This window comes from Flavobacterium orientale, assembly GCF_014638005.1.
Taxonomy (GTDB): Bacteria; Bacteroidota; Bacteroidia; order Flavobacteriales; family Flavobacteriaceae; genus Flavobacterium; species Flavobacterium orientale.
The window spans coordinates 61,102-82,592 of record NZ_BMFG01000001.1 but is presented as its reverse complement, the minus strand read 5'-3'; the positions used below and the strand labels follow the sequence as shown (position 1 = coordinate 82,592).

General features: G+C 32.6%; 18 protein-coding genes and 1 tRNA gene. 11 read left to right on the top strand and 8 right to left on the bottom strand.

Annotated elements, in window-relative coordinates; all coding sequences use genetic code 11:
* From IEV15_RS00395 to IEV15_RS00375, 5 genes are read right to left on the bottom strand one after another with little or no spacing between them, the layout of a single operon-like run.
* A complete protein-coding gene (locus IEV15_RS00395; protein ID WP_188360517.1) occupies positions 1 to 348 on the bottom strand; it encodes a Sec-independent protein translocase subunit TatA/TatB in 348 nt (115 codons plus the stop codon).
* A gap of 32 nt (positions 349 to 380) precedes the next feature.
* Positions 381 to 2,633: a M1 family metallopeptidase gene (locus IEV15_RS00390; protein WP_188360516.1), complete on the bottom strand. Its 2,253-nt coding sequence runs from the start codon at positions 2,631 to 2,633 to the stop codon at positions 381 to 383.
* A gap of 56 nt (positions 2,634 to 2,689) precedes the next feature.
* Positions 2,690 to 3,196, bottom strand: coding sequence for a DUF6702 family protein (locus tag IEV15_RS00385; RefSeq protein WP_188360515.1), 507 nt, complete (start codon positions 3,194 to 3,196; stop codon positions 2,690 to 2,692).
* Between the two features lies 1 nt (position 3,197).
* Positions 3,198 to 3,989, bottom strand: a complete 792-nt coding sequence (gene bamP / locus IEV15_RS00380) for a BamP family beta-barrel-assembly machinery protein (protein WP_188360514.1) — start codon at positions 3,987 to 3,989, stop codon at positions 3,198 to 3,200.
* Entirely contained in the window at positions 3,979 to 4,716 is a 738-nt protein-coding gene (locus tag IEV15_RS00375; RefSeq protein ID WP_188360513.1) for a peptidase associated/transthyretin-like domain-containing protein, read from the bottom strand. The genes bamP and IEV15_RS00375 overlap by 11 nt, the downstream gene beginning before the upstream one ends.
* A gap of 240 nt (positions 4,717 to 4,956) precedes the next feature.
* Between IEV15_RS00375 and pepE the strand changes: the two genes are divergently transcribed.
* Positions 4,957 to 5,658 (top strand): dipeptidase PepE, encoded by a 702-nt coding sequence (gene pepE, locus IEV15_RS00370; protein ID WP_188360512.1) that lies wholly within the window; start codon positions 4,957 to 4,959, stop codon positions 5,656 to 5,658.
* Between the two features lie 59 nt (positions 5,659 to 5,717).
* Here pepE and IEV15_RS00365 read toward each other — a convergent pair.
* A tRNA-Gly gene (locus tag IEV15_RS00365) sits at positions 5,718 to 5,790 on the bottom strand.
* A gap of 166 nt (positions 5,791 to 5,956) precedes the next feature.
* Between IEV15_RS00365 and IEV15_RS00360 the strand changes: the two genes are divergently transcribed.
* Entirely contained in the window at positions 5,957 to 6,409 is a 453-nt protein-coding gene (locus tag IEV15_RS00360) for a GNAT family N-acetyltransferase (RefSeq protein ID WP_188360511.1), read from the top strand.
* Between the two features lies 1 nt (position 6,410).
* Entirely contained in the window at positions 6,411 to 7,994 is a 1,584-nt protein-coding gene (locus IEV15_RS00355) for a L,D-transpeptidase family protein (protein ID WP_188360510.1), read from the top strand.
* Here IEV15_RS00355 and IEV15_RS00350 read toward each other — a convergent pair.
* The gene (locus IEV15_RS00350; RefSeq protein ID WP_188360509.1) at positions 7,983 to 8,693 is read right to left on the bottom strand and encodes a murein L,D-transpeptidase catalytic domain family protein; all 711 of its coding nucleotides are present in this window, start codon (positions 8,691 to 8,693) and stop codon (positions 7,983 to 7,985) included. The genes IEV15_RS00355 and IEV15_RS00350 overlap by 12 nt on opposite strands.
* Before the next feature lie 283 nt (positions 8,694 to 8,976).
* Here IEV15_RS00350 and IEV15_RS00345 point away from each other — a divergent pair, with 283 nt between their 5' ends.
* The 6 genes from IEV15_RS00345 (at position 8,977) to IEV15_RS00320 (ending at position 18,177) form a co-directional block, all read left to right on the top strand.
* Positions 8,977 to 11,379, top strand: coding sequence for a DUF5916 domain-containing protein (locus IEV15_RS00345; RefSeq protein ID WP_188360508.1), 2,403 nt, complete (start codon positions 8,977 to 8,979; stop codon positions 11,377 to 11,379).
* A gap of 53 nt (positions 11,380 to 11,432) precedes the next feature.
* Positions 11,433 to 12,950, top strand: coding sequence for a 2,3-bisphosphoglycerate-independent phosphoglycerate mutase (gene gpmI / locus IEV15_RS00340; RefSeq protein ID WP_188360507.1), 1,518 nt, complete (start codon positions 11,433 to 11,435; stop codon positions 12,948 to 12,950).
* 126 nt (positions 12,951 to 13,076) lie between these two features.
* Complete coding sequence (locus IEV15_RS00335) at positions 13,077 to 13,748, top strand: TetR/AcrR family transcriptional regulator (RefSeq protein WP_188360506.1); 672 nt, start codon at positions 13,077 to 13,079, stop codon at positions 13,746 to 13,748.
* A gap of 2 nt (positions 13,749 to 13,750) precedes the next feature.
* Positions 13,751 to 15,421, top strand: coding sequence for a peptidase domain-containing ABC transporter (locus tag IEV15_RS00330; RefSeq protein WP_188360505.1), 1,671 nt, complete (start codon positions 13,751 to 13,753; stop codon positions 15,419 to 15,421).
* A gap of 1 nt (position 15,422) precedes the next feature.
* Positions 15,423 to 16,769, top strand: a complete 1,347-nt coding sequence (locus IEV15_RS00325; RefSeq protein ID WP_188360504.1) for an HlyD family secretion protein — start codon at positions 15,423 to 15,425, stop codon at positions 16,767 to 16,769.
* Between the two features lie 7 nt (positions 16,770 to 16,776).
* Positions 16,777 to 18,177 (top strand): TolC family protein, encoded by a 1,401-nt coding sequence (locus IEV15_RS00320; protein ID WP_188360503.1) that lies wholly within the window; start codon positions 16,777 to 16,779, stop codon positions 18,175 to 18,177.
* 61 nt (positions 18,178 to 18,238) lie between these two features.
* Here IEV15_RS00320 and IEV15_RS00315 read toward each other — a convergent pair whose 3' ends face one another.
* Entirely contained in the window at positions 18,239 to 19,525 is a 1,287-nt protein-coding gene (locus IEV15_RS00315) for an acetyl-CoA hydrolase/transferase family protein (protein ID WP_188360502.1), read from the bottom strand.
* Between the two features lie 300 nt (positions 19,526 to 19,825).
* On the opposite strand from IEV15_RS00315, the gene map reads away from it, so the two are divergent.
* Positions 19,826 to 20,644: a type I methionyl aminopeptidase gene (map, locus tag IEV15_RS00310; RefSeq protein WP_188360501.1), complete on the top strand. Its 819-nt coding sequence runs from the start codon at positions 19,826 to 19,828 to the stop codon at positions 20,642 to 20,644.
* Positions 20,644 to 21,408, top strand: a complete 765-nt coding sequence (locus IEV15_RS00305) for a class I SAM-dependent methyltransferase (RefSeq protein ID WP_188360917.1) — start codon at positions 20,644 to 20,646, stop codon at positions 21,406 to 21,408. The genes map and IEV15_RS00305 overlap by 1 nt, the downstream gene beginning before the upstream one ends.
* The last annotated feature ends 83 nt before the right edge of the window (positions 21,409 to 21,491 follow it).

The window sequence follows — 21,491 nt, the reverse complement described above, 5'->3', positions numbered from 1 at the left end:
TTAAAACTGTCTTTTGATGGGTCCTGTGATTTGTTCTATGTCTTCTTTTACCTTTTCTATTTCGGTTGTAAAATTAGTATCAATAGATGCCGTAGAATCCACCGTATCACTAAAACTTTGTTTTACTTTGTCAATTTCTTCTGAAATTCCTCCTGTAATATTGTTGGTATCAATCCCGTTGGCTTCTGCACTTTTTTGAATCTCGCTTTTTATGTCATTTGTAGCATGCTTGAGATGTTTCATAAATTTACCTGCTGATCTTGCAATTTCAGGTATCTTATCCGATCCAAAAAGCATCAGTACTATAAAAATAATAAACAATAATTCGCTACCACCAATTCCAAACATAATCCAATTTCTTTACAGCAAAAGTACAAAGTTTATTTCTTTTGAGACGATTCAAATTTAGATTCTGATTTTTCTCTAGGCCAAACGTTATTGTCAACATCAATATCAGCTGTTTCTAATTTTGGATCCACTTGAAATTTTGTAACTTTCTTATCCGTTGCAAAAACGCGTTTGGCAGTTTGATTGTTTTTTCTCCAAATTTGTTCCGGGAATTTGTGTAATTCAGTAGTACCATCTTCAAAAGTTAACTCAACAATTATTGGCATAATTAAACCTCCGGGTTTTCCAAAATTAACTTCATAAAAGAACTTTGGAGATTTTAAAGCTGCTTTTTCCTGAGGTGTAAATTTCGTATTTAAAAAAGCCTCCAAATCTTTAAATTCTTCAATTGCTAAAGCTTTTTTCTTATCGTTTTTCAATTCTTTATGATTGCTTTCAACAAGATAAACAAATGGTCCGCTTGCATTACCAAAACGACCTCTTCTAACGGTCGCATTTTTTAGTTCTTCGGTTGGAGTTTCGGTTACATAATATTGTTTTACATCAGTAATTTCAATATCTACATAATCGGTAGAATAAAACCATCCTCTCCAAAACCAGTCCAAATCAACAGCAGAAGCATCTTCCATTGTTCTGAAAAAATCTTCAGGAGTTGGATGTTTGAATTTCCATCTGTTAGCGTAAGTTTTAAATGCATGGTCAAACAATTCGCGACCCATAATTGTTTCTCTCAAAATATTTAAAGCTGTTGCCGGCTTTCCATAAGCATTAGCACCAAACTGATGAATAACTTCTGAGTTCGACATAATGGGCTCTAAGAACTGTTGACTACCACTCATATAAGGCACAATTTTATGAGCCGGACCTCTACTTGACGGATAATTTTCCATAAAATCTTGTTCGGCTAAATATTGTAAAAAAGTATCTAAACCCTCGTCCATCCAACTCCATTGACGTTCGTCTGAATTAACAATCATAGGGAAATAATTGTGTCCAATTTCATGAATAATCACGCTTATCATTCCGTATTTGATTCTATCCGAAACATAACCATCTTGATTTGGTCTCCCATAATTCCAACAAATCATTGGATATTCCATTCCTTGATCTTCAGCGGAAATTGAAATAGCTTTATGATAAGGATAGTCAAAGGTATGTCTGGAATACGTTTTCAAAGTTTGAGCAACAGCACGGGTTGAATATTCTTCCCAAAGTGGATTACTTTCATTTGGATATAACGAAATTGCCATAACATTTTTGGTATCTAACTTAACTGCCATCGCATCATATATAAACTTTCTGGAAGATGAAAAAGCAAAATCTCTCACATTCTCTGCTCTGAATTTCCATGTTTTTGTTTTATCTGAAAATCCTTTTTCATTAGCTTTTGCTTCTTCAGGAGTAATAACTAAAACCGGTTTGTCAAATGTTTTTTCGGCCAATTCATATCTTTTTATTTGTTCAGGCGTAAACACTTCTTTTCGATTTAACAAAACTCCGGTAGCTTCCAAAACATGATCAGCTGGAACGGTAATATTAACATCATAATTTCCAAATGTAAGTGCAAACTCACCTGTTCCCCAAAACTGCATGTTTTGCCAGCCTTCAACATCATTGTATACTGCCATTCTTGGAAAAAACTGAGCAATAACATATAATCGGTTCCCATCTTTTTCAAATTCTTCATAACCTGATCTATCCCGATTAATTCTATAATTGTTAACATTATACCACCATTTGATAGAAAATGACGCACTTTCCTTTGATTTTAAAGGAGTTGTTAAATTAATACGCATCATAGTATTATTTACTGTGTAGGAAAGCGGATTTCCTTTGGCATCATGAACATACTCAATTTTGAAGCCACCATCAAATTTTTCCTCTAGATAGGTTTTAGAAAATCCATCAACAGGCAAAACACTATTCACCGATTGATTTTCTACCAATGGTGTTTTCGAATCTCTGGCTTTTTGATTTTGATCTAATTGTACCCACAGATATTCTAAAACATCGGGTGAATTATTAAAATAAGTGACAGTTTGTTCACCATATAATTTTTTGTTTTTATCATCTAAAATGATGTTCATTTTATAATCTGCTTGTTGCTGATAATAAGCCGGACCGGGTGCTCCGGAAGCCGTTCTGAACATGTTTGGCGTGGCATAAAGATCATAATTTTGACTGAATTTATTGTTGTCGTAATGACCTTGCTCTTTTTTGGTTTCTGCCTTTTCTTGAGAAAACAAAATAGCCGGAATAAGCAATAGAAGTAAACTATTCTTCATTTTAATTGATTTAAGCTTCGAAAATAAGAATTTTAAAAAAGGAACTGCGTGTTTTTTTAATATTTTAACACATCAACTGATTTACTCACAGTTAACAAAGCACTTTTCTTTTTTCCTAGAATTGAACTATGGATAATATTTTGTTGTTCAGAGATAAAATCAAAAAGCATCGTGTTTTTGACTTCGATAGAAGAAATTTTTGATTTGCTTTTGGAAACTGCATAAATTATAATCACATCGTCTTCAATTTCGCGATTAACAATCTGAACAACAGAAGGTTTTCCATTAACTTTTATAGAGAAATTTTCAAGGAAATAATTTTCAAGGTGTTTATCCATTTCGGATGTTTCTCTATCTGAACCTAAATAGAATTGTGATTTATGCCTCTTTTGTAACGCATTATTAACATCATCAATAAAAAATCGCGAAGTAATTTGAAGTTCTTTCTTCTCTTGTGAATAATTTATTTGATTAATGGAAACATAAAATTTGTGAACCGAAACAGCCGTTAAGCTTAAACATATTAGCACTACAAGAGAAAAAAAGCTTATTTTTTTTAGCATTTTAATTTTTAGGTATTTTTTTATATATCTCACTTTTAGAAATCAAATAGTCAATAAGTTCAATTTCTTTATTTGGTGCTAATAACTTTTTTACAGAAGAATCATTCTCACAATAACTTAAAAAGAGTCCAATCTCATCATGTTTCAAACCGAGTGTTTCAGTAAAAAAGTGATATGTGAATTTTTCTTTAACCACATCTTGAAAATATTTATCATTAGTATAATTGGATTCTTTTGGTTTATCTTTTGCAAAGAAATTATAAATTGATTTTCCAATTCGTTTCAAATCCATAGCATATTCCATGCTACCATCGGGAAGCATCGCTCTGTTTTTAGGAGAAGAATATTCATCGCCTTCAATCATTAAATCCTTTGCTTCCAATTTATTGATTTCAGGATTGATCATGGTTACTTTTAAATTTTTATTATCCTTGACTAAATCTCCGGACAATGAAAAAGGTGAAACAATTACTTCGTCCAATTCATTAACTCTAACATTTAATTTCACTTTCATTATTTTGATAGTAAAATCTAACTCAGTCAAAACCAATTTTGTTGGCTTTATTACTACACTCGAAAAAACTAAAGTATCTGTTGGTCTTGCATAAAGTGTAAAATAACCCAAATCATCTGAAACAGCTCCTTTGTTAGATGAGATATTAAAAATGGTTACTCGTTCAATCTCTATGGAATCAGAAACCACTTGACCACGCAAAATTTCTCGAGGAACAATTTGTCCAAAAGAATTAGAAACAAAAAGTAAAATAAAAAAAAGTAATGTTTTAGTTTTCATCTTTTAAAAATTCATTAAAATCGGCGGCCAATTTACTTAATAAAAATGTAGATCTTGTTTTGTTTTTTTGATTTAAAGCTTTTGCCAAATCTGTATCTTCTACCACATAATATTTAAAACCATCTACATATAATTCGGGTATTTTTAAGGTGTTATTAAAAAAATCTCCATCATAAAAATCATCCAATTTTTCTAATAAAAATTCTCGTTTTTCAACTAAAATTTCTTTCTTCAGCATTTTAGTTCGTCCTGAAATCCAATTCAAAATAGGATCAATTGGAAGAATTCCACCACCTGAAGTTGCAGTATATAATTTTCGTTCAGCTGGTGTATATTTTTTTGGAGTATAATCAATAATTCCTAAATCTTTAGCGTTAATTTTTGTGTATTCGGTAACTACTACTTCTTCCAGTTCTGTAATTTTTTCTTGTAATTTAATTGAAACAAAACCAGCTTCAAATTCTTTTTTACTAATGCTTTTTCGGGCATATTCTAAATGAATTGCAGAAAAAACCAACAAGTCATCTTCTTTAGCTAAAATTGAAAAATCACCTTTACTATCTGAAACTGTTGATTTTTCATTGACTAAATTTAAAACATGAACTCCTTCAGATGAAGCACCTTCTACTTCAATTTTACCTTTTATGATTTTTTCAGAATTCTCTTGAGCCATTACTTGAATAGCAAAAAAGGAAATAAAAAATAGATATAAGTATTTTTTTATCACAAATAAAATGATTGATTTAAAACCTTAATTATTCTAACGAATTTACGAATTTTTACGGATAAAAGCTATTGCTTTGAACAACAAAAAAAATCCATTTGCAAAATTTGTTTTGTAAAAATAACAACTGTTTCCCTTAATTTACTCCCAATCACTTACTAATATTTTGTTAATCTGAAAGTTTAAAGGCATAATTAAATTTGAATAACCAATATTAAGTAACTTTGTTTTAAATAAATTTTAATGAAAAACCTACTCATTGCTAGCACTTCAACTTTACATAACGGTGGTTATTTAGACTATCTATTGCCGGAATTAAAAGAACACTTTAAAGGTTGTTCTGAAATCATTTTCATTCCATATGCCAGACCCGGAGGCGTTTCACACGATGATTATACCGCGAAAGTGAAAGCTGTTTTTTCAACTATAAATATTGCCGTAAAAGGTTTGCATGAATTTAAAAATCCATCAGAAGCCATTCTAAATGCAAAGGGAATTTTCACAGGTGGTGGCAACACTTTTTTGTTGGTTTCGCAATTGTATAAAAATAATTGTATGACCGTTTTAAAACAAGCACTTGAAAACGGAACTCCCTATTTAGGAACCAGTGCCGGAAGTAACATTTGTGGCATTTCTATGCAAACCACAAACGACATGCCGATTATTTATCCGCCAAGTTTTGAAACGCTGGGAGTAATTCCGTTTAATTTAAATCCGCATTATTTGGATCCTGATACAAATTCAACACACATGGGCGAAACGCGTGAAACCAGAATTAAAGAATTTCATCAATTCAACAACCTTTCTGTTTTGGGCCTACGCGAAGGAAGCTGGCTTGATGTGAAAGGGGATTCAATAGTATTAAAAGGAGCATTAACCGCTAGATTATTTCAACCCAATAAAGAACCTTTAGAATTGCCGGCAGAAAGTAAAATGAATTTTTAATTTTTTATAACATTGATAAAAACAAAAAACCTCAAACTTTCGTTTGAGGTTTTTTTTAGAGCGGAAGACGAGGCTCGAACTCGCGACAACCAGCTTGGAAGGCTGGAGCTCTACCAACTGAGCTACTTCCGCTTTTGTGAGTGCAAATATAGAAAATTAGTTTTCTTCAATGCAAGTTTTTTTTAAAAATATTTAATCGCTTCGTAACAATTTAATCATGAAAACATTTTTAAATTTCTAATGGTTTTATTTTTAATTTGTTATATCTTTAGTTTTCAGGAAAAATTCGAACTCTTACATGAAAACCATCAAAGAAATAAGCTCACTTGAGACCTATTCTGTTAGACATCCCGTTTTAAGAGAAGGACAATCGATGGATTCCTGCAAATTTGATGGTGATGATTTAACTTCAACCATTCATTTAGGTTTGTATATCAACGCCGCATTGGTTGGAGTTGTTTCTGTGTTTGAAAAAAATCATGTTTTTTTTGATTCAAAAAAACAATTTCAAGTAAGAGGAATGGCCGTTTTAAAACACCATCAAAAAATGGGTTATGGCGAAGAGTTACTTTTTGAAGCTGAAAATCATGCAGTTAAATATTACGGCACTTTAATTTGGTTTAATGCTCGCGAAAACGCTGTAGGTTTTTATGAAAAGAAAGGCTATCAAATTTGTGGCGATTCCTTTTTTATTGAAAATATTGGCAAACATTTTGTAATGTTTAAAAAACTTAATCCGATTCGTTTCTAGTATGAGTAGAATTTACTTTTTCATTATATTGCTTATTACCACCTTTTCTTGTAAAGACAAAAATAAACTCATTGAAACTGATGTAGAAGATGAAATTACAATTAATACCGTTGAAAATAGAATCGTAGCAATTGATTCTGTTTTTCTTTCAAAATCTAACGATTCTATTCTGATTTCTTTTTACAAAAAAAATGCATTAAAAACATTTTGGTCAAATCATTCGTGTCGTGAAAATTTGGTTCAATTATTTCAATCTGTTGAATTTGATGGGCTCCATTCAAAAGATTTTGATTTAAAAAAAATAAACAAAAATGAAAAATCATTTCAAAAATTAAATGACAATGAATTAGTTGACTATGATTTTTTACTAACCAAAAATCTGATTCAATACATAAAAAAAGTAGCTGTAGGTTCACTTGATCCCAAATCGCTTTATAAAGATTGGGATTTGAAAAAAAACAAAATAGACATCCAAGAACACTTACTTGATTTTCAAAAAAAAGATTCTTTCGATTATGCACTTTTTAGAGTAAAACCAAAACACAAAGTGTATCAAAGTTTAGAAGAAGCACTAAAATTATTGGAAACTTTTCCAAAAGACGATTTGAGCAAAATTGAAATTTCAGAAAAAATTGTTGCAAACGACACAAACGATGTAATTATTCCAATTAAGAGAAGATTGATGTATTGGAACGATTTAAAACCTCTTGATAGTTTGACGTCAATTTATGATGAATCAACTCAAAATGCAATAAAAAAATTCCAAATGCGTCACGGTTTAGCTCCGGATGGTGTTATTGGAAAAGGAACTGTTGCTGCCTTAAATTTTTCAAAAGAAAAAAGAAAAGCACAAATTATTGCCAACATGGAACGTTGGAGATGGTATCCAAAAGAATTTGAAAAAGACCATTTGATAATCAATATTCCTGATTACACTTTATTGGCCATTAAAGACAAGGACACTTCAAGAACTCATAAAGTTATTGTTGGAACCGCAAAAAGAAGCACGCCAATTCTTTCTTCAAAATTGAGTTATGTGGTGTTTAATCCAACTTGGACAGTGCCACCAACTATTTTAAAAGAAGATGTGATTCCCGCAACTCAAAAAAATAGAAGTTATTTGGCCAAAAAGAACATTACTGTTTATGATTCAAAAGGACAAATTGTTTCAGCTGAAAATTGGCAAGCCTCTAAAGCCAGAAATTATCGTTATGTGCAAAGTCCGGGACCAAATAATTCATTGGGATTAGTGAAAATCATGTTCCCAAACAGATTTTCAGTTTATCTTCACGACACGAACACTCGAGGGTATTTTGAACGCGAAAATAGGTCAATAAGTTCAGGATGTGTTCGGGTTCAAAATCCTTTTGAGTTAACAGAATACCTTTTGAATGATCCTGAAAAATGGAATAAAGAAACAATAGACGAAATTCTGGAAGAAGGCACTACAAAAAATGTAAACATTAATCAAAATTGTTACATCCATTTATTATATTGGACCGCATGGAGTGAAAATGGTCAACTTATTTTCAGAGATGACATTTATAACTTAGATGCTGAACTGTATAAAAAACTAAGAAACTAATTTAGATTGAACCGTGTATTTTGGTGAAGGATAATAAATGAAAAGACATGATTTTTCTTTTATTACATTGATAATATCTTTTGTCAATTCAACCGGTAATGCAGGACAACCTTGACTTCTTCCTAACCTGCCGGTTTGTTTTACAAATTTATCAGAAACATAATCTGCACCATGAATTACAATTGCACGATCTCTTGCTTTATCATTGATGCCTTTTTCTAAACCATCTAAACGCAATGAAAATCCATGTTTTCCAATATAGGTTTCTGCAGTAGCATAAAATCCTAAACTACTCTGATACGATTCTTCTCTGTTTGAAAATTGTTTTGCAAATTCCTCACCGGTGTTTCTGCCGTGAGCAACTAACGTGTGGTATAAAATTTTGTGAGTAGTCATATCAATAACCCACATTCTTTTTTCGGTTGAAGACAACGTAAAATCAATAATTGTTAAAACATCTTTTTTGATTTTTCCCGTTTCCTTCAATTGATAAAAACCTTCAAGAGCAGATGAAAAACTCTGCATATCAGGAAGAATGGTGAAATTTGAATTTTTCAATTCAGTATAGGCAGAATTGACTTTTGATTCAAAAGTAACAGCTGCATTTACGGCAACTAATTTGGGGTCGGTACTTGTTTTGAACGTTGTTGAAGATGTTAAACATATCGTCAACAAAACTGTAAATATTTTGTATGTCATTGAAATTCTATAAGTTACTGTTAGACTTGGGGCTCCAAAAGTAAATATTAAAAATTAAAAACCAAACGTTAGTTCAATTAATTCATAAACATTTCACTTTAAATTTGTTATATTTTTTTCACAAGTTAAATTAACGCACATTTTTACTTAATCGTATATAAATCTGTAACATTTTTTAAAATAAGCACTCTATTAAATATTCCAACTTCAATTTCTTAAGAAAATGATAAAGTAATTGTAAGTAAAAATCTATTATCTAAATTTGAACGTTTTATATTCCTATATGAAAAAATTTGCCCCATTCTTTCTTCTGTTTTTTTTGGTTACAACAACTTCAAACTTATATAGTCAAAAGAAATCTGTTCAAGCTGTAAAGACTTCGCAACCTATAGTTATAGATGGAAAATTAGATGAATCCATTTGGCAAGAAGCACTTCCTGCATCAGATTTTATTATGTTTGAACCGGACAATGGTCAACGGGAATTCAATGATAGAAAAACAGAAGTAAAAATTTTATATAGTGACAATTCAATATATATAGGTGCAATTTTATATGATAATCCGAATTTGATAAACAAAGAAATTACACAACGTGATCGATTTGGTGTTTCTGATCATTTTGGTGTTTTTATCAATGGTTTTAACGACGGTCAGCAAGATTTTCGCTTTTTTGTTAGTGCCTCTGGGGTTCAAATGGACTGTTTAGCAACTGAAAATAATGAAGATTTTTCATGGGATGCAATTTGGGATAGCAAGGTTCAAATTACAGATTATGGTTGGGTTGTAGAAATGGAAATCCCTTTTGCAGCACTTCGATTTTCCAAAGAAGATAGCCAAACATGGGGATTGAATATTTTAAGAGAAATTAGACGTGACAGACAAAAATTTACTTGGAGTTTTATCGACAGAAACATCGGGAATGTTATAAATCAAGCTGGAGTTTTGACCGGAATTGAAAACATTAAACCTCCTACCCGATTATTCTTTATTCCTTATACTTCGGGTTATGTTGAATCTTCTGCTACAAACACAATAAGCACCGCAAAAGTGGGTATGGATATAAAATATGGCATCAATGATTCTTTCACTCTTGACGCCATCTTAGTACCTGATTTTGGTCAAGCTGCATTTGATAATGTTGTTCTAAATCTGGGTCCATTCGAACAACAATTTAATGAAAACCGCCCGTTCTTTACAGAAGGAACTGATTTATTTTCAAAAGGAGATTTACTTTATTCAAGAAGAATAGGTGGTCCTCCTTCAACTTATCCTGCTACAAATGAAGGAGAACAAGTTGTAGAATATCCAAATACAGTTAATTTATTAAATGCAGTAAAAATTTCCGGAAGAACCGATGATGGTTTGGGGATTGGTTTTTTAAATGCGATAACCGAAAAAACAACTGCAAGGGTTTTAAATACTCAAAACAACGAATCTAGAAATGTTGTTGTTGAACCACTCTCAAACTATAATATTCTGGTTTTTGATCAACGTTTTAATAAGAATTCTTCCGTATCTTTTATTAATACAAATGTAACAAGAGTTGGCGATTTTCGTGATGCAAATGTTAGTGCCGTTATATTTGACATCAACACTTCGGGCAATAAATATAATGTTTCGGGAGATCTAAAAATGAGCAGTATTTATGATGCAGAAAATTCAAATGGGTTTTCAGGCTATTTTAATGTAGCAAAAACTTTTGGAAAATCCAGATATGGAATTGCAACGAAATATGTTTCTGAACAATTTGACATTAACGACTTGGGAATAAATTTTGTGACCAATTATCATAATATTTATGCCTATTATAATTATAGAATTTTAAACCCAACTAAAAGATATAATTCATTTCGAGTTAACACAGATTATTATATTGAAATTGAAAATACTACCGGAAAACTTCAAGAGCACTGGTTAAAAGCAAATATAAATTCAACAACTTTAAAAAACGATTACATTGGTTACAACTTATTAATTAGTCCTGTTCAAACATTCAATTTTTATGAGTCACGTGTTTCCGGGCGTGTTTTAGCCATTCCTGAAAATGTATATGCTAACATTTTTTTCTCATCAAATTACAACAGAAAATTTGCTCTTGATATTGAACCTAATATTAGAATTTTTAAACAAGAAAATAGAATAAACTATAACTTTTTTGTTAGCCCGAGATATCGTTTTAACGACAGATTAACTTTGATTTATAGTGCCAATTATAACCGTCAAAATAGCGACATAGGCTGGGTTGATTTTATGAATGACGACATTATTTTAGCAGAGAGAAATAGGTCTACGTTTACCAATTCGTTAACCGGAAAATATGCTATAAATGACAAAATGACTTTAAATTTAACTTCAAGACATTATTTTTCATTTGCTGAAAACATAAAATTTCATACACTTCTTGAAGATGGGAGTTTTGAAGAAAATCAAAACTATACAACAGATAAAGATGTAAATTTCAATTTATGGAATTTCGATTTGTCCTATTCATGGTGGTTTGCTCCGGGAAGTCAAATCACGGCATTATATAGAAATAACGCTCAGGACTTTACTAATGATATCAATAAAAATTATGGCTCTAATGTGAGTAATTTGTTCGAAACTAATTTGAATCATGTCTTCTCTATTAGCTTACGCTATTTTATAGATTACAATAAAGCTAAAAATTGGATTAAAAAAGCCTAACTCATTCTTTTAAAAAGTTCTGCATTACTTATCTTTGTTTCAAATTTATTAAAATGAACAAGAAAGTAATCCTGATGATTTTAGACGGATGGGGCCATTCTCCCGATCCAAAAGTTTCCGCAATTGACAACGCCAACACACCTTTTATTGATTCACTTTACAGAAATTATCCAAATGCCGAACTACGAACGGACGGATTGAACGTTGGTCTTCCGGAAGGTCAAATGGGAAATTCTGAAGTTGGTCACATGAATTTAGGTGCCGGCCGAATTGTTTATCAGGAGTTGACACGAATTAATTTGGCAGTTCAACACAAAACTTTAAATAATGAAAAGGTATTACAAGAAGCTTTTCAATATGCCAAAACAAATCAAAAGGATGTTCATTTTTTAGGATTGGTTTCAGATGGTGGTGTTCATTCACACATAGAACATTTAAAAGGCTTGGTTGATGCAACTCAAGATTTTGGTTTGAAAAACGTCTACATTCACGCTTTTACTGATGGAAGAGATGTTGACCCTAAATCAGGTGTTCGATTTATTTCAGAAATTGAAAATTATTGTAAAAACACTACCGCAAAATTAGCTTCAATCATTGGTAGGTATTATGCCATGGATAGAGACAGAAGATGGGAACGTGTTAAACTTGCTTATGATCTTTTGGTAAATGGCATTGGAAATCATTCACAAAATGCAGTTGACAGTCTTCAAGACAATTATGCAAAAGAGGTTACTGACGAATTTATTCAACCCATTATTATGGTGGATGAAAACAACAAACCATTAACTACAATTAAAAATGGTGATGTCGTTATATTCTTTAATTTTAGAACCGATCGCGGGAGACAATTAACGGAAGTTTTGACTCAGTTTGATTGTCATGAGCAAAATATGCACCAATTGGATTTATATTATGTCACGTTGACCAATTATGATGAAACCTATAAAAACATCAAAGTCATTTACAACAAAGACAACATCACTGAAACATTAGGAGAAGTACTAGCCAAAAATAACAAAAAGCAAATTAGAATTGCTGAAACCGAAAAATATCCTCATGTTACTTTTTTCTTTTCAGGTGGTCAAGAAGATACTTTTGAAGGCGAAACACGAATATTAAGAAATTCCCCTAAAGTAGCAACTTATGATTTAAAACCCGAAATGAGTGCTTTTGAATTAAAAGATGCTTTGATTCCTGAATTAAAAAAAGGCGAGGTTGATTTTGTGTGTTTAAATTTTGCCAATGGCGATATGGTGGGACACACCGGCGTTATGGAAGCAGCAGTTAAAGCATGTGAAGCCGTTGACATTTGTGTAAAAGAAGTAATAGAAACAGCACTAGCTAATAATTACACCACAATTGTAATTGCTGATCACGGCAATTGTGAAACGATGATTAACCCAGATGGCTCGCCAAATACAGCTCATACAACAAATCCGGTTCCGGTTATTTTAGTAGATCCCGATAGGAATTTTATAGCAAATGGTGTTTTGGGTGATATGGCTCCAACAATCTTAAAAATTATGGAAATTGAAAAACCACTTGCTATGACCGGTAAAGAATTAGTATAATTTTGAATTATTCAAACAATAAAAAGCCACTAATCAGTGGTTTTTTTTATTAAAAATAAGTTAATAACTTGCTAGATTAATAGCTTTACTATTATCTTTGCGATATAATTTATTAATTATGCGATTATGCAATCTATACTTGGCGGTCTTAAAGTAGCAATTAGTTCAAAAATCTATCTAAAAGATCCTGAAACATCAGATTTGGGTAAAAAAATTATTGAACAAAGCATTCTTTTGATTGATGAAATTGGATTTGATAATTTTACTTTTAAAAAATTAGGACAAAAAATTGGTTCGAATGAAAGCTCGATTTATCGCTACTTTGAGAGCAAACACAAACTTTTGCTTTACTTAACTTCTTGGTATTGGGGCTGGGTAGAATTCAAATTAGTGCTTTCCACCAACAGTATTTCAAATCCACAAGATAAATTGATGAAAGCCATAGAAATTGTGACAGAAGAAATTTTTACAGACAACAATCACCCACACATAAATGAAATGATTTTAAACAAAATTATTATTTGTGAGTTCTCAAAATCTTATCTAACTAAAGAAGTGGACGAAGAAAACAAAGAAGGTTATTTTCAAATTTATAAACGCGTCATTAATCGAATGATTGAAATGGTAAACGATGTAAATCCAACTTTTCCTTACGCAAAAAGTTTGATTTCGACAGTTGTGGAAGGTGCTTTACACCAACATTTCTTAAAAACCCATTTTAAATCAATAACCGATTGTTCAGACGAAATAACACCAACTGAATTTTTCAAATCTTTAGTTTTAAAACAGATTAACTAACTATGGAAAAATCATCAAAATCTCCTTTAAAACGTTTTATAAACCTATTAAAATTAGATAAAAAAGACATTTATCAAGTGTTTTTTTATGCAGTTTTTTCAGGAATTGTTAGCCTTTCATTGCCATTAGGAGTTCAAGCAATCATCAACCTTATTCAAGGAGGACGAGTTAGTTTGTCGTGGATTATTCTCGTAGCAATCGTAATTTTAGGTGTAGTTTTTAATGGAATTTTACGTTTGATGCAACTTAGAATTACAGAAACCATTCAACAAAAAATATTTATCCGGTCGTCATTCGAATTTTCCTATCGTTTTCCTAAAATTAAATACACAGAATTTAACAACAGTTATCCACCGGAATTAGCCAATCGTTTTTTTGACACAATCACGGTTCAAAAAAGTGTTGCAAAATTAATTTTAGATTATTCTGACTCGTTATTACAAATCATTTTCGGGTTACTTTTACTTTCCATTTATCATCCGTTATTTATACTTTTCGGCCTTTTACTGTTTATTGTTTTGTATTTAATTTTCAGAATGTCCTTTGAAACCGGTTTGAAAACAAGTTTAACGGAATCAAAATACAAATACAAAGTAGCTCACTGGATTCAAGAAATTGCCAGAAATTATTTTGGTTTTAAGAGTAAAATCGAATCAGAATTTGCATTGACCAAAAATGATAAACTAGTAACTGAATACCTCAAATCCAGAGAAAGCCATTTTGAAGTCATCAAACGACAATTCATCCAATTAATTGGTTTCAAAGCGTTAATTTCCGCTGGTTTATTGTTAATTGGCGGTTATCTGGTAATCAATCAACAATTGAACATTGGTCAGTTTGTGGCAGCAGAAATCATCATTTTGTTAGTGATAAATTCGGTTGAAAAAATCATCGTTGGATTAGAAACATTTTATGATGTTTTAACCTCTTTGGAAAAAATTGGTCAAGTAGTTGATATGGAAATTGAAGAGGATGAAACTTCCGATAGTACCTACTGTTATAAAAATATTCATTTTGAAATTGATGAGCTAAATTTTGCTTTTCCAGATTCGAACAAGAAAATTCTAAACGCAATTTCGCTTCATATCAACCAAAACGAAAAAATATATTTGGATGGAAGAAATGGTTCCGGCAAAACAACTTTGCTTCGCATTTTGGCGGGATTAATTCATACCAATAGTAGTTCGATTTATATTAACGATGAACATTATAATAAAATAGATATCGAACAATATCGAGCTCAAATTGGAATAATTACAGAAGGTCAATCATTATTTGAAGGTTCAATTTTGGAAAATATTACGTTCAAAAATGCTTTCGTATCCACCGAACGAGTAAAATGGGTGATGGACAAACTAAAATTAACCGATGTTATCAAGAAAATGCCAAAAGGATTAGACGAAAAAATTCTAACCGACGGAAAACAATTGCCAACTTCGTTAACTCAAAAAATTCTCTTGGCGAGAGCAATTGTGAATGATCCGCTTATTCTATTTTTAGAAAATCCTTTTGATAAAATGGATGATGACGAAAGTAAAGAAATCATCGATTTCATTTTATCAGAAGAAAATAATTGGACAGTAATTGTGACTTCTAAAAATGAATATTGGAAACAAAAATGTGACCGAATCATCACATTAGAAAAAGGAAAATTAATTTCAGACACCAAGTAATATGCTGAATATCGCTAAAAATAATATCAACGAAAAAGTAAATCTAACTCGGTTTAAAACCATTCGGAAATTGAGTGAAAGACGTTATTTTAAAACGTTCAATCGACTTTTAATGTGGTTTTTTATCGGAAGTTTTCTGTTTGTCTTGCTACCTTGGACGCAAAATATTCAAGGAACCGGTTTTGTGACCACCATTTCACCTGAACAACGTCCGCAAACAATTCATACTGCCATTGCCGGACGAATTGAAAAATGGTATGTTGCAGAAGGTCAATATGTGAATAAAGGTGATACAATTTTATTTATTTCGGAGGTAAAAGAAGATTATTTTGACCCTAATTTGGTTGATAATACAGAAAACCAAATGAAGGCGAAAATGCTTTCGGAAGAATCGTACGAAGGAAAAGCCAACTCACTTTCGTCTCAAATTGCCGCTATTGAACGCGAACGAATTTTAAAATTAGAACAAGCCAGAAACAAAATAGAACAATCACTTTTAAAAGTAAAAAGTGACAGTATGGATTTGGAAGCAGTGAAAACGCAACTTAAAATTGCTCAAACCCAATTTAAACGTTCGGAAGATTTAAATAAAGAAGGTCTAAAACCAATGACCGATGTGGAGGATAAACGATTGAAATTGCAAGATGCAGAAGCAAAAATCATCACACAGCAAAATAAATTATTAACCGCCAGAAACGAATTAATCAATGCAAAAGTTGAAATTAATAGAATCACAGCAGAATATACCGATAAAATTTCGAAAGCTCAAAGCGAACGTTTTACCGCATTAAGCAGTCAATTTGACACGGAAGCTCAAGTGAATAAATTGCAGAATCAGGTTACGAATTATAAAATGCGGAACGAACTTTATTACATCAAAGCTCCGCAAAATGGGTATGTAAACCGTGCTTTGCAATCCGGAATTGGAGAAACGATTAAAGAAGGAACGCCGGTTGTGAGCATTATGCCATCAAAATATGATATTGCGGTTGAAACGTATATTCAACCCATCGATATGCCGTTAATTCACAAAGGTGAAAAAGTGCGAGTTTGGTTTGATGGCTGGCCAACCATCGTTTTTAGCGGCTGGCCAAATTCCTCCTACGGAACATTTGGTGGCGAAATTATTGCTGTCGAAAATTTTATTAGTGTGAATGGAAAATACCGCGTTTTAATTGCCCAAGATCCTAACGATAAACCGTGGCCAAAAGAACTCAACATTGGTGCGGGTGCTCAAACATTTGCTCTACTAGATAATGTTCCGATTTGGTATGAATTGTGGCGAAAATTAAACGGATTCCCACCGAATTTTTATACGCCAACACAAACCAATGAAACTAAAAAATAGGTATTTGATGAAAAGAATTTTGCCAATTTTACTGTTTTTATCCGCTATTTCTTGGTCGCAAAATAATGCTTCTGATTCTATTTTGACTTTGGATGCTTATTTGGGTTATGTCAAGCAATTTCATCCGTTGGTCAAGCAAGCCAACTTAGAAGTGAGTCAAGCTCAAGCCGGAATTATTGCAGCTCGTGGTGGATTTGATCCAAAAATTGAAGTGGACTATGAAAATAAACAATTCAAATCAACGGAATATTATGACTTATTAAATGCGACGTTTAAAATTCCAACTTGGTATGGAATTGAAATTAAAGCCGGTTTTGATCAAATGGAAGGTGTGTATTTGAATCCTCAAAATACAGTTCCGGCAAACGGATTGGCGATGGCGGGAATTTCTGTTCCGATTGGTCAAGGATTGCTTATTAATAATCGAATGGCCGATTTGAGAAAAGCTAAAATTTATGCTAATTTATCACAAGCCGAAAGAGATTTGGAAGTAGCCAACGTGCTTTATGCCGCAGCAAACGGCTATTTTAATTGGTATAGAAGTTATAATGAATACAAATTATATGAAACTTTTTTAACGAATGCGGAAGTGCGTTTTAATGGAATTAAAGGATTAATTACTGCCGGAGATCGACCTGCCATTGATAGTATTGAAGCCGGAATTTTAGTAAAATCCAGAAAACTGAGTTTGGAACAATCGCGTTTAAAATTGCTTAAATCTAAATTGGAATTATCCAATTTTTTATGGTTTGAAAATAATCTTCCGTTAGAATTACAAGATGGTATTTCACCTGAAAGTGAATTAGAAAAAAAGGTTGAAAATACATTAAAAACAAACGGTTTATTGTTAGCCGATATTGACTTTCAAAATCACCCGAAGATTCGATCGTTGCAAAATAAAGTTTCGATTTTAGAAGTGGACAAACAGTTGAAAGGCGATTTATTAAAACCAACTATCGACCTAAATTACAATTATTTGTCGGAACCGGAATTTGTGAGGGATTTTAATACCGTGAATTATAAGTATGGCATAAATTTTAGTTTTCCTTTGTTTTTGAGAAAAGAAAGAGGAAATTTTAAAATTGCCAAATTGAAACTGCAAGATGCTGAATTAGATCTAAAATTTGAAGATCAAGTCCTTAGAAATAAAATTGACTATCAATTGGAAGAAATCAGTTCATTGAAAAATCAGATTGCAATTGCGAATGAATTGGTGAATGATTTTACTACGATGCTCGATGCTGAAGAAAGAATATTCTTTTTTGGAGAAAGCTCCTTGTTTTTAATAAATTCCAGAGAAAACAGTTTGCTAAGTACGAGTTTGCAACAAATTGAAACCGAATTTCGATTTTTTGTTGCTAATGCAGATTTGTTTAAGTTGATTGCAAATCCGCAGTTTAATAATTAAGTTTTAAATCTTTGGATATACCTGACAGGTTCAAAAACCTGTCAGGTATAATATAATAAAACTAGCAAATCATTTTTTTAATCTCCATCATTTCATAATAAGTTTTCTCAATCCATTCTCTGTGATTTGGATGTGCAATTCTGACCATTTCAGCAGCACGTTGTTTTAAGGTTTTGCCATATAAATTAGCAATTCCATACTCCGTAATAATGTATTGCACATGTGACCTTGTAGTTACAACACCTGCCCCTTGTTTCAAAAAAGGAACTATTCTGCTTTCTCCTCTTCGGGTTTGAGATGGCAAAGCAATAATTGCTTTTCCTCCTACACTCAACGAAGCTCCTCTGATAAAATCCATCTGACCTCCCACTCCGGAATACATTTTCCCTCCAATGGAATCAGCACAAACTTGACCCGTAATATCTACTTCAATGGCTGAATTAATAGCGACCATTTTTGGGTTTTTACGAATTCTTGCTGTGTCATTTACCGCTGATGATTCTTTCATTTCTATAAAAGAATTGTCATCAACAAAATCATACAGACGGCGTGAACCCATTAAAAATGTAGCCAAAACACGACCACGTGTAGTACCTTTGTAGTTGCAATTGATGACATCTTTTTCAATTAAATCAATAACGCCATCCGAAAACATTTCGGTGTGTAATCCCAAATCTTTATGATTTGATAATTTACTTAAAGCAGCATTTGGAATAGACCCAATTCCCATTTGAAGCGTACTTCTATCTTCAATTAGTGAGGCAATATATTCGCCAATCTTTTCTTCTTCGGGTGTAAATTCATCTATTTGATGTGAAAAAATAGATTCATTAACAGGAACTAAATAATCAATTTCAGATTCGTGAAGAATTCCGTCGCCGAAAGTACGTGGCATTTGTGGATTCACCTGGGCAATAACAATTTTTGCATTCTCTATTGCGGCTAATGAAGCTTCAACAGAAACGCCAAGTGAACAATAACCGTGTCTATCAGGTGGTGAAACGTGTATAAAAACCACATCTAAGGGCAGTACATTTTTACGAAATAAATTGGGTAATTCGCTAAGAAAAACAGGGGTATAGGAACCGTTACCGGCTTTTAGTGTATGACGAACATTTGCTCCGATAAAGAAAGAATTAACATGAAAACTTTCTGCTAAATCGGGATTAGCATAAGGTGCTTCGCCTTCGGTGTGAAGGTGGCAAATTTCTACATTTTTTAGTTCGGATGCTCGTTGTGTCAATGCTTTGGTTAAAACAGACGGTGTTGCTGCAGCCGCCTGTAAATAAACCCTATCTCCGGATTTTACTACTTTTACGGCCTCTTCAGCTGTTACATATTTGCTCATATTTCCTAAATTTTGAACAAAGATAAGGGTGAAAATCTGTTTAAAAACTGATATTTCTCATTGTTTTTGGGATTTTTAGCCCCGGTAGTAGCGAACCACACCTGTCGGCTGACAGAAAGCCTTTTGCTGGATTGTTGCAGTTTTTCTTTGGCAAAAAGAGCGACCAAAGGTCCCGATAGCTATCGGAATTTTGCTCTTAGAAAAACGCAACAAGACAAAAAAGCTTGTAGTGGATGATGGGATTTTGCTTCTAATAAAAAATAATAAAATTGTGTACCTTTGCCACTTTAAATTTTGACTATGATTATTCCAAAAACCCGAGAAGAAATTGAGTTGATGCGTGCCAGTTCGCTATTGGTTTCGAAAACACTTGGCATGATTGCAAAGGAGATTAAGCCTGGTGTAACGACGTTATACTTAGACAAATTGGCCGAAGAATTTATTCGTGACAATGGCGGTGTTCCAGCTTTTTTGGGCTTATATGGTTTTCCAAATTCGTTGTGTATGAGTCCTAATGCTCAGGTGGTTCACGGGATTCCTAACAACAAACCGTTAGAAAGTGGGGATGTAATTTCGGTGGATTGTGGGGTTTTGATGAATGAGTTTTATGGTGATCACGCTTATTCTTTTGAGATTGGTGAAGTGACTCCAGAGACGAAAAGGCTTTTGAAAGTAACCAAAGAATCATTATATGTTGGGATTCGGGAATTTAGAGCGGGTAATCGTGTGGAAGATGTGGGAAATGCAATTCAAAAGCATTGCGAATCAAATGGTTATGGCGTTGTTCGCGAATTAGTAGGCCACGGTTTGGGACGAAAAATGCACGAAGATCCGGAAATGCCTAATTATGGTAAAAAAGGACGTGGAAAATTGTTTGTAGAAGGTATGGTGGTTGCGATTGAGCCGATGATTAACATGGGGACAAAAAACATCAAACAACTAAAAGACGGTTGGACGATTTTGACGGCTGATATGAAACCAAGTGCTCATTTTGAACACAATGTGGCGTTGATTGATGGCAAACCTGAGTTGCTTTCTACGTTTCAATATGTATATGATGCATTGGGGATTGTGAGTGATGAAGAGAATGAATTTAGAAAGTTACCTTTGGTAATATGATAAAAAAAATATTTAAATTCATATTAAATACCATTCCACGACCTATTCTTATTCGGTTGAGTTATGTGGCAAGACCAATCATGGAATTTTTATTGAAAGGAAGTCGGTTTACCGACCCAATTGACGGAAAAAGTTTCAAGATGTTTTTACCATATGGTTATGGAAAGCAACGCAATAATGTGTTGTCTCCAAGCACACTTTCACTGGAAAGACATCGGCTGTTGTGGTTGTATTTGAATGAAGAAACTGATTTTTTTACAGCCCCAAAAAAAGTACTACATTTTGCTCCTGAGCAAGCATTTTATAAACGTTTCAGAAATCAAAAAAATTTAAATTATATAACTACTGATTTATTTTCACCTTTAGCGGATGTGAAAGCAGATATATGTAATCTTCCGTTTGAAGACAATTCGTATGATGTGATTTTGTGCAATCATGTCTTGGAGCACATTCCTGATGATACAAAAGCCATGCAGGAATTGTATCGTGTTTTAAAACCAGGCGGAATGGGGATTTTTCAGATTCCACAAGATTTATCGAGAACGACTACCTTTTCAGATGACTCGATCACAGATGAAAAAGAGCGGGCAAAAATATTTGGCCAATATGACCACGTTCGGATTTATGGCAGAGATTATTTTAACAAATTGAGAAGCATTGGTTTCAAAGTTATTGAAGAAGATTATACGTCAAAAATTTCACCGGAATTGGTGGAGAAATATTGTTTGGCAAAGGGGGAAATTATTCCGGTTTGTTTTAAATAATTTTTTTTTTAACTTTTTTTCATTGCTCTTAAAAAACAAACCCACGGGTTTCAACCGTGGGTAAGTAAAAAAATCAGATGATT

Coding starts and splice junctions, on each gene's coding strand:
- IEV15_RS00395 (WP_188360517.1), bottom strand. CDS start 348: ATGTTTGGAATTGGTGGTAGCGAATTATTGTTTATTATTTTTATAGTA.
- IEV15_RS00390 (WP_188360516.1), bottom strand. CDS start 2,633: ATGAAGAATAGTTTACTTCTATTGCTTATTCCGGCTATTTTGTTTTCT.
- IEV15_RS00385 (WP_188360515.1), bottom strand. CDS start 3,196: ATGCTAAAAAAAATAAGCTTTTTTTCTCTTGTAGTGCTAATATGTTTA.
- bamP (WP_188360514.1), bottom strand. CDS start 3,989: ATGAAAACTAAAACATTACTTTTTTTTATTTTACTTTTTGTTTCTAAT.
- pepE (WP_188360512.1), top strand. CDS start 4,957: ATGAAAAACCTACTCATTGCTAGCACTTCAACTTTACATAACGGTGGT.
- IEV15_RS00360 (WP_188360511.1), top strand. CDS start 5,957: ATGAAAACCATCAAAGAAATAAGCTCACTTGAGACCTATTCTGTTAGA.
- IEV15_RS00355 (WP_188360510.1), top strand. CDS start 6,411: ATGAGTAGAATTTACTTTTTCATTATATTGCTTATTACCACCTTTTCT.
- IEV15_RS00350 (WP_188360509.1), bottom strand. CDS start 8,693: ATGACATACAAAATATTTACAGTTTTGTTGACGATATGTTTAACATCT.
- IEV15_RS00345 (WP_188360508.1), top strand. CDS start 8,977: ATGAAAAAATTTGCCCCATTCTTTCTTCTGTTTTTTTTGGTTACAACA.
- gpmI (WP_188360507.1), top strand. CDS start 11,433: ATGAACAAGAAAGTAATCCTGATGATTTTAGACGGATGGGGCCATTCT.
- IEV15_RS00335 (WP_188360506.1), top strand. CDS start 13,077: ATGCAATCTATACTTGGCGGTCTTAAAGTAGCAATTAGTTCAAAAATC.
- IEV15_RS00330 (WP_188360505.1), top strand. CDS start 13,751: ATGGAAAAATCATCAAAATCTCCTTTAAAACGTTTTATAAACCTATTA.
- IEV15_RS00325 (WP_188360504.1), top strand. CDS start 15,423: ATGCTGAATATCGCTAAAAATAATATCAACGAAAAAGTAAATCTAACT.
- IEV15_RS00320 (WP_188360503.1), top strand. CDS start 16,777: ATGAAAAGAATTTTGCCAATTTTACTGTTTTTATCCGCTATTTCTTGG.
- IEV15_RS00315 (WP_188360502.1), bottom strand. CDS start 19,525: ATGAGCAAATATGTAACAGCTGAAGAGGCCGTAAAAGTAGTAAAATCC.
- map (WP_188360501.1), top strand. CDS start 19,826: ATGATTATTCCAAAAACCCGAGAAGAAATTGAGTTGATGCGTGCCAGT.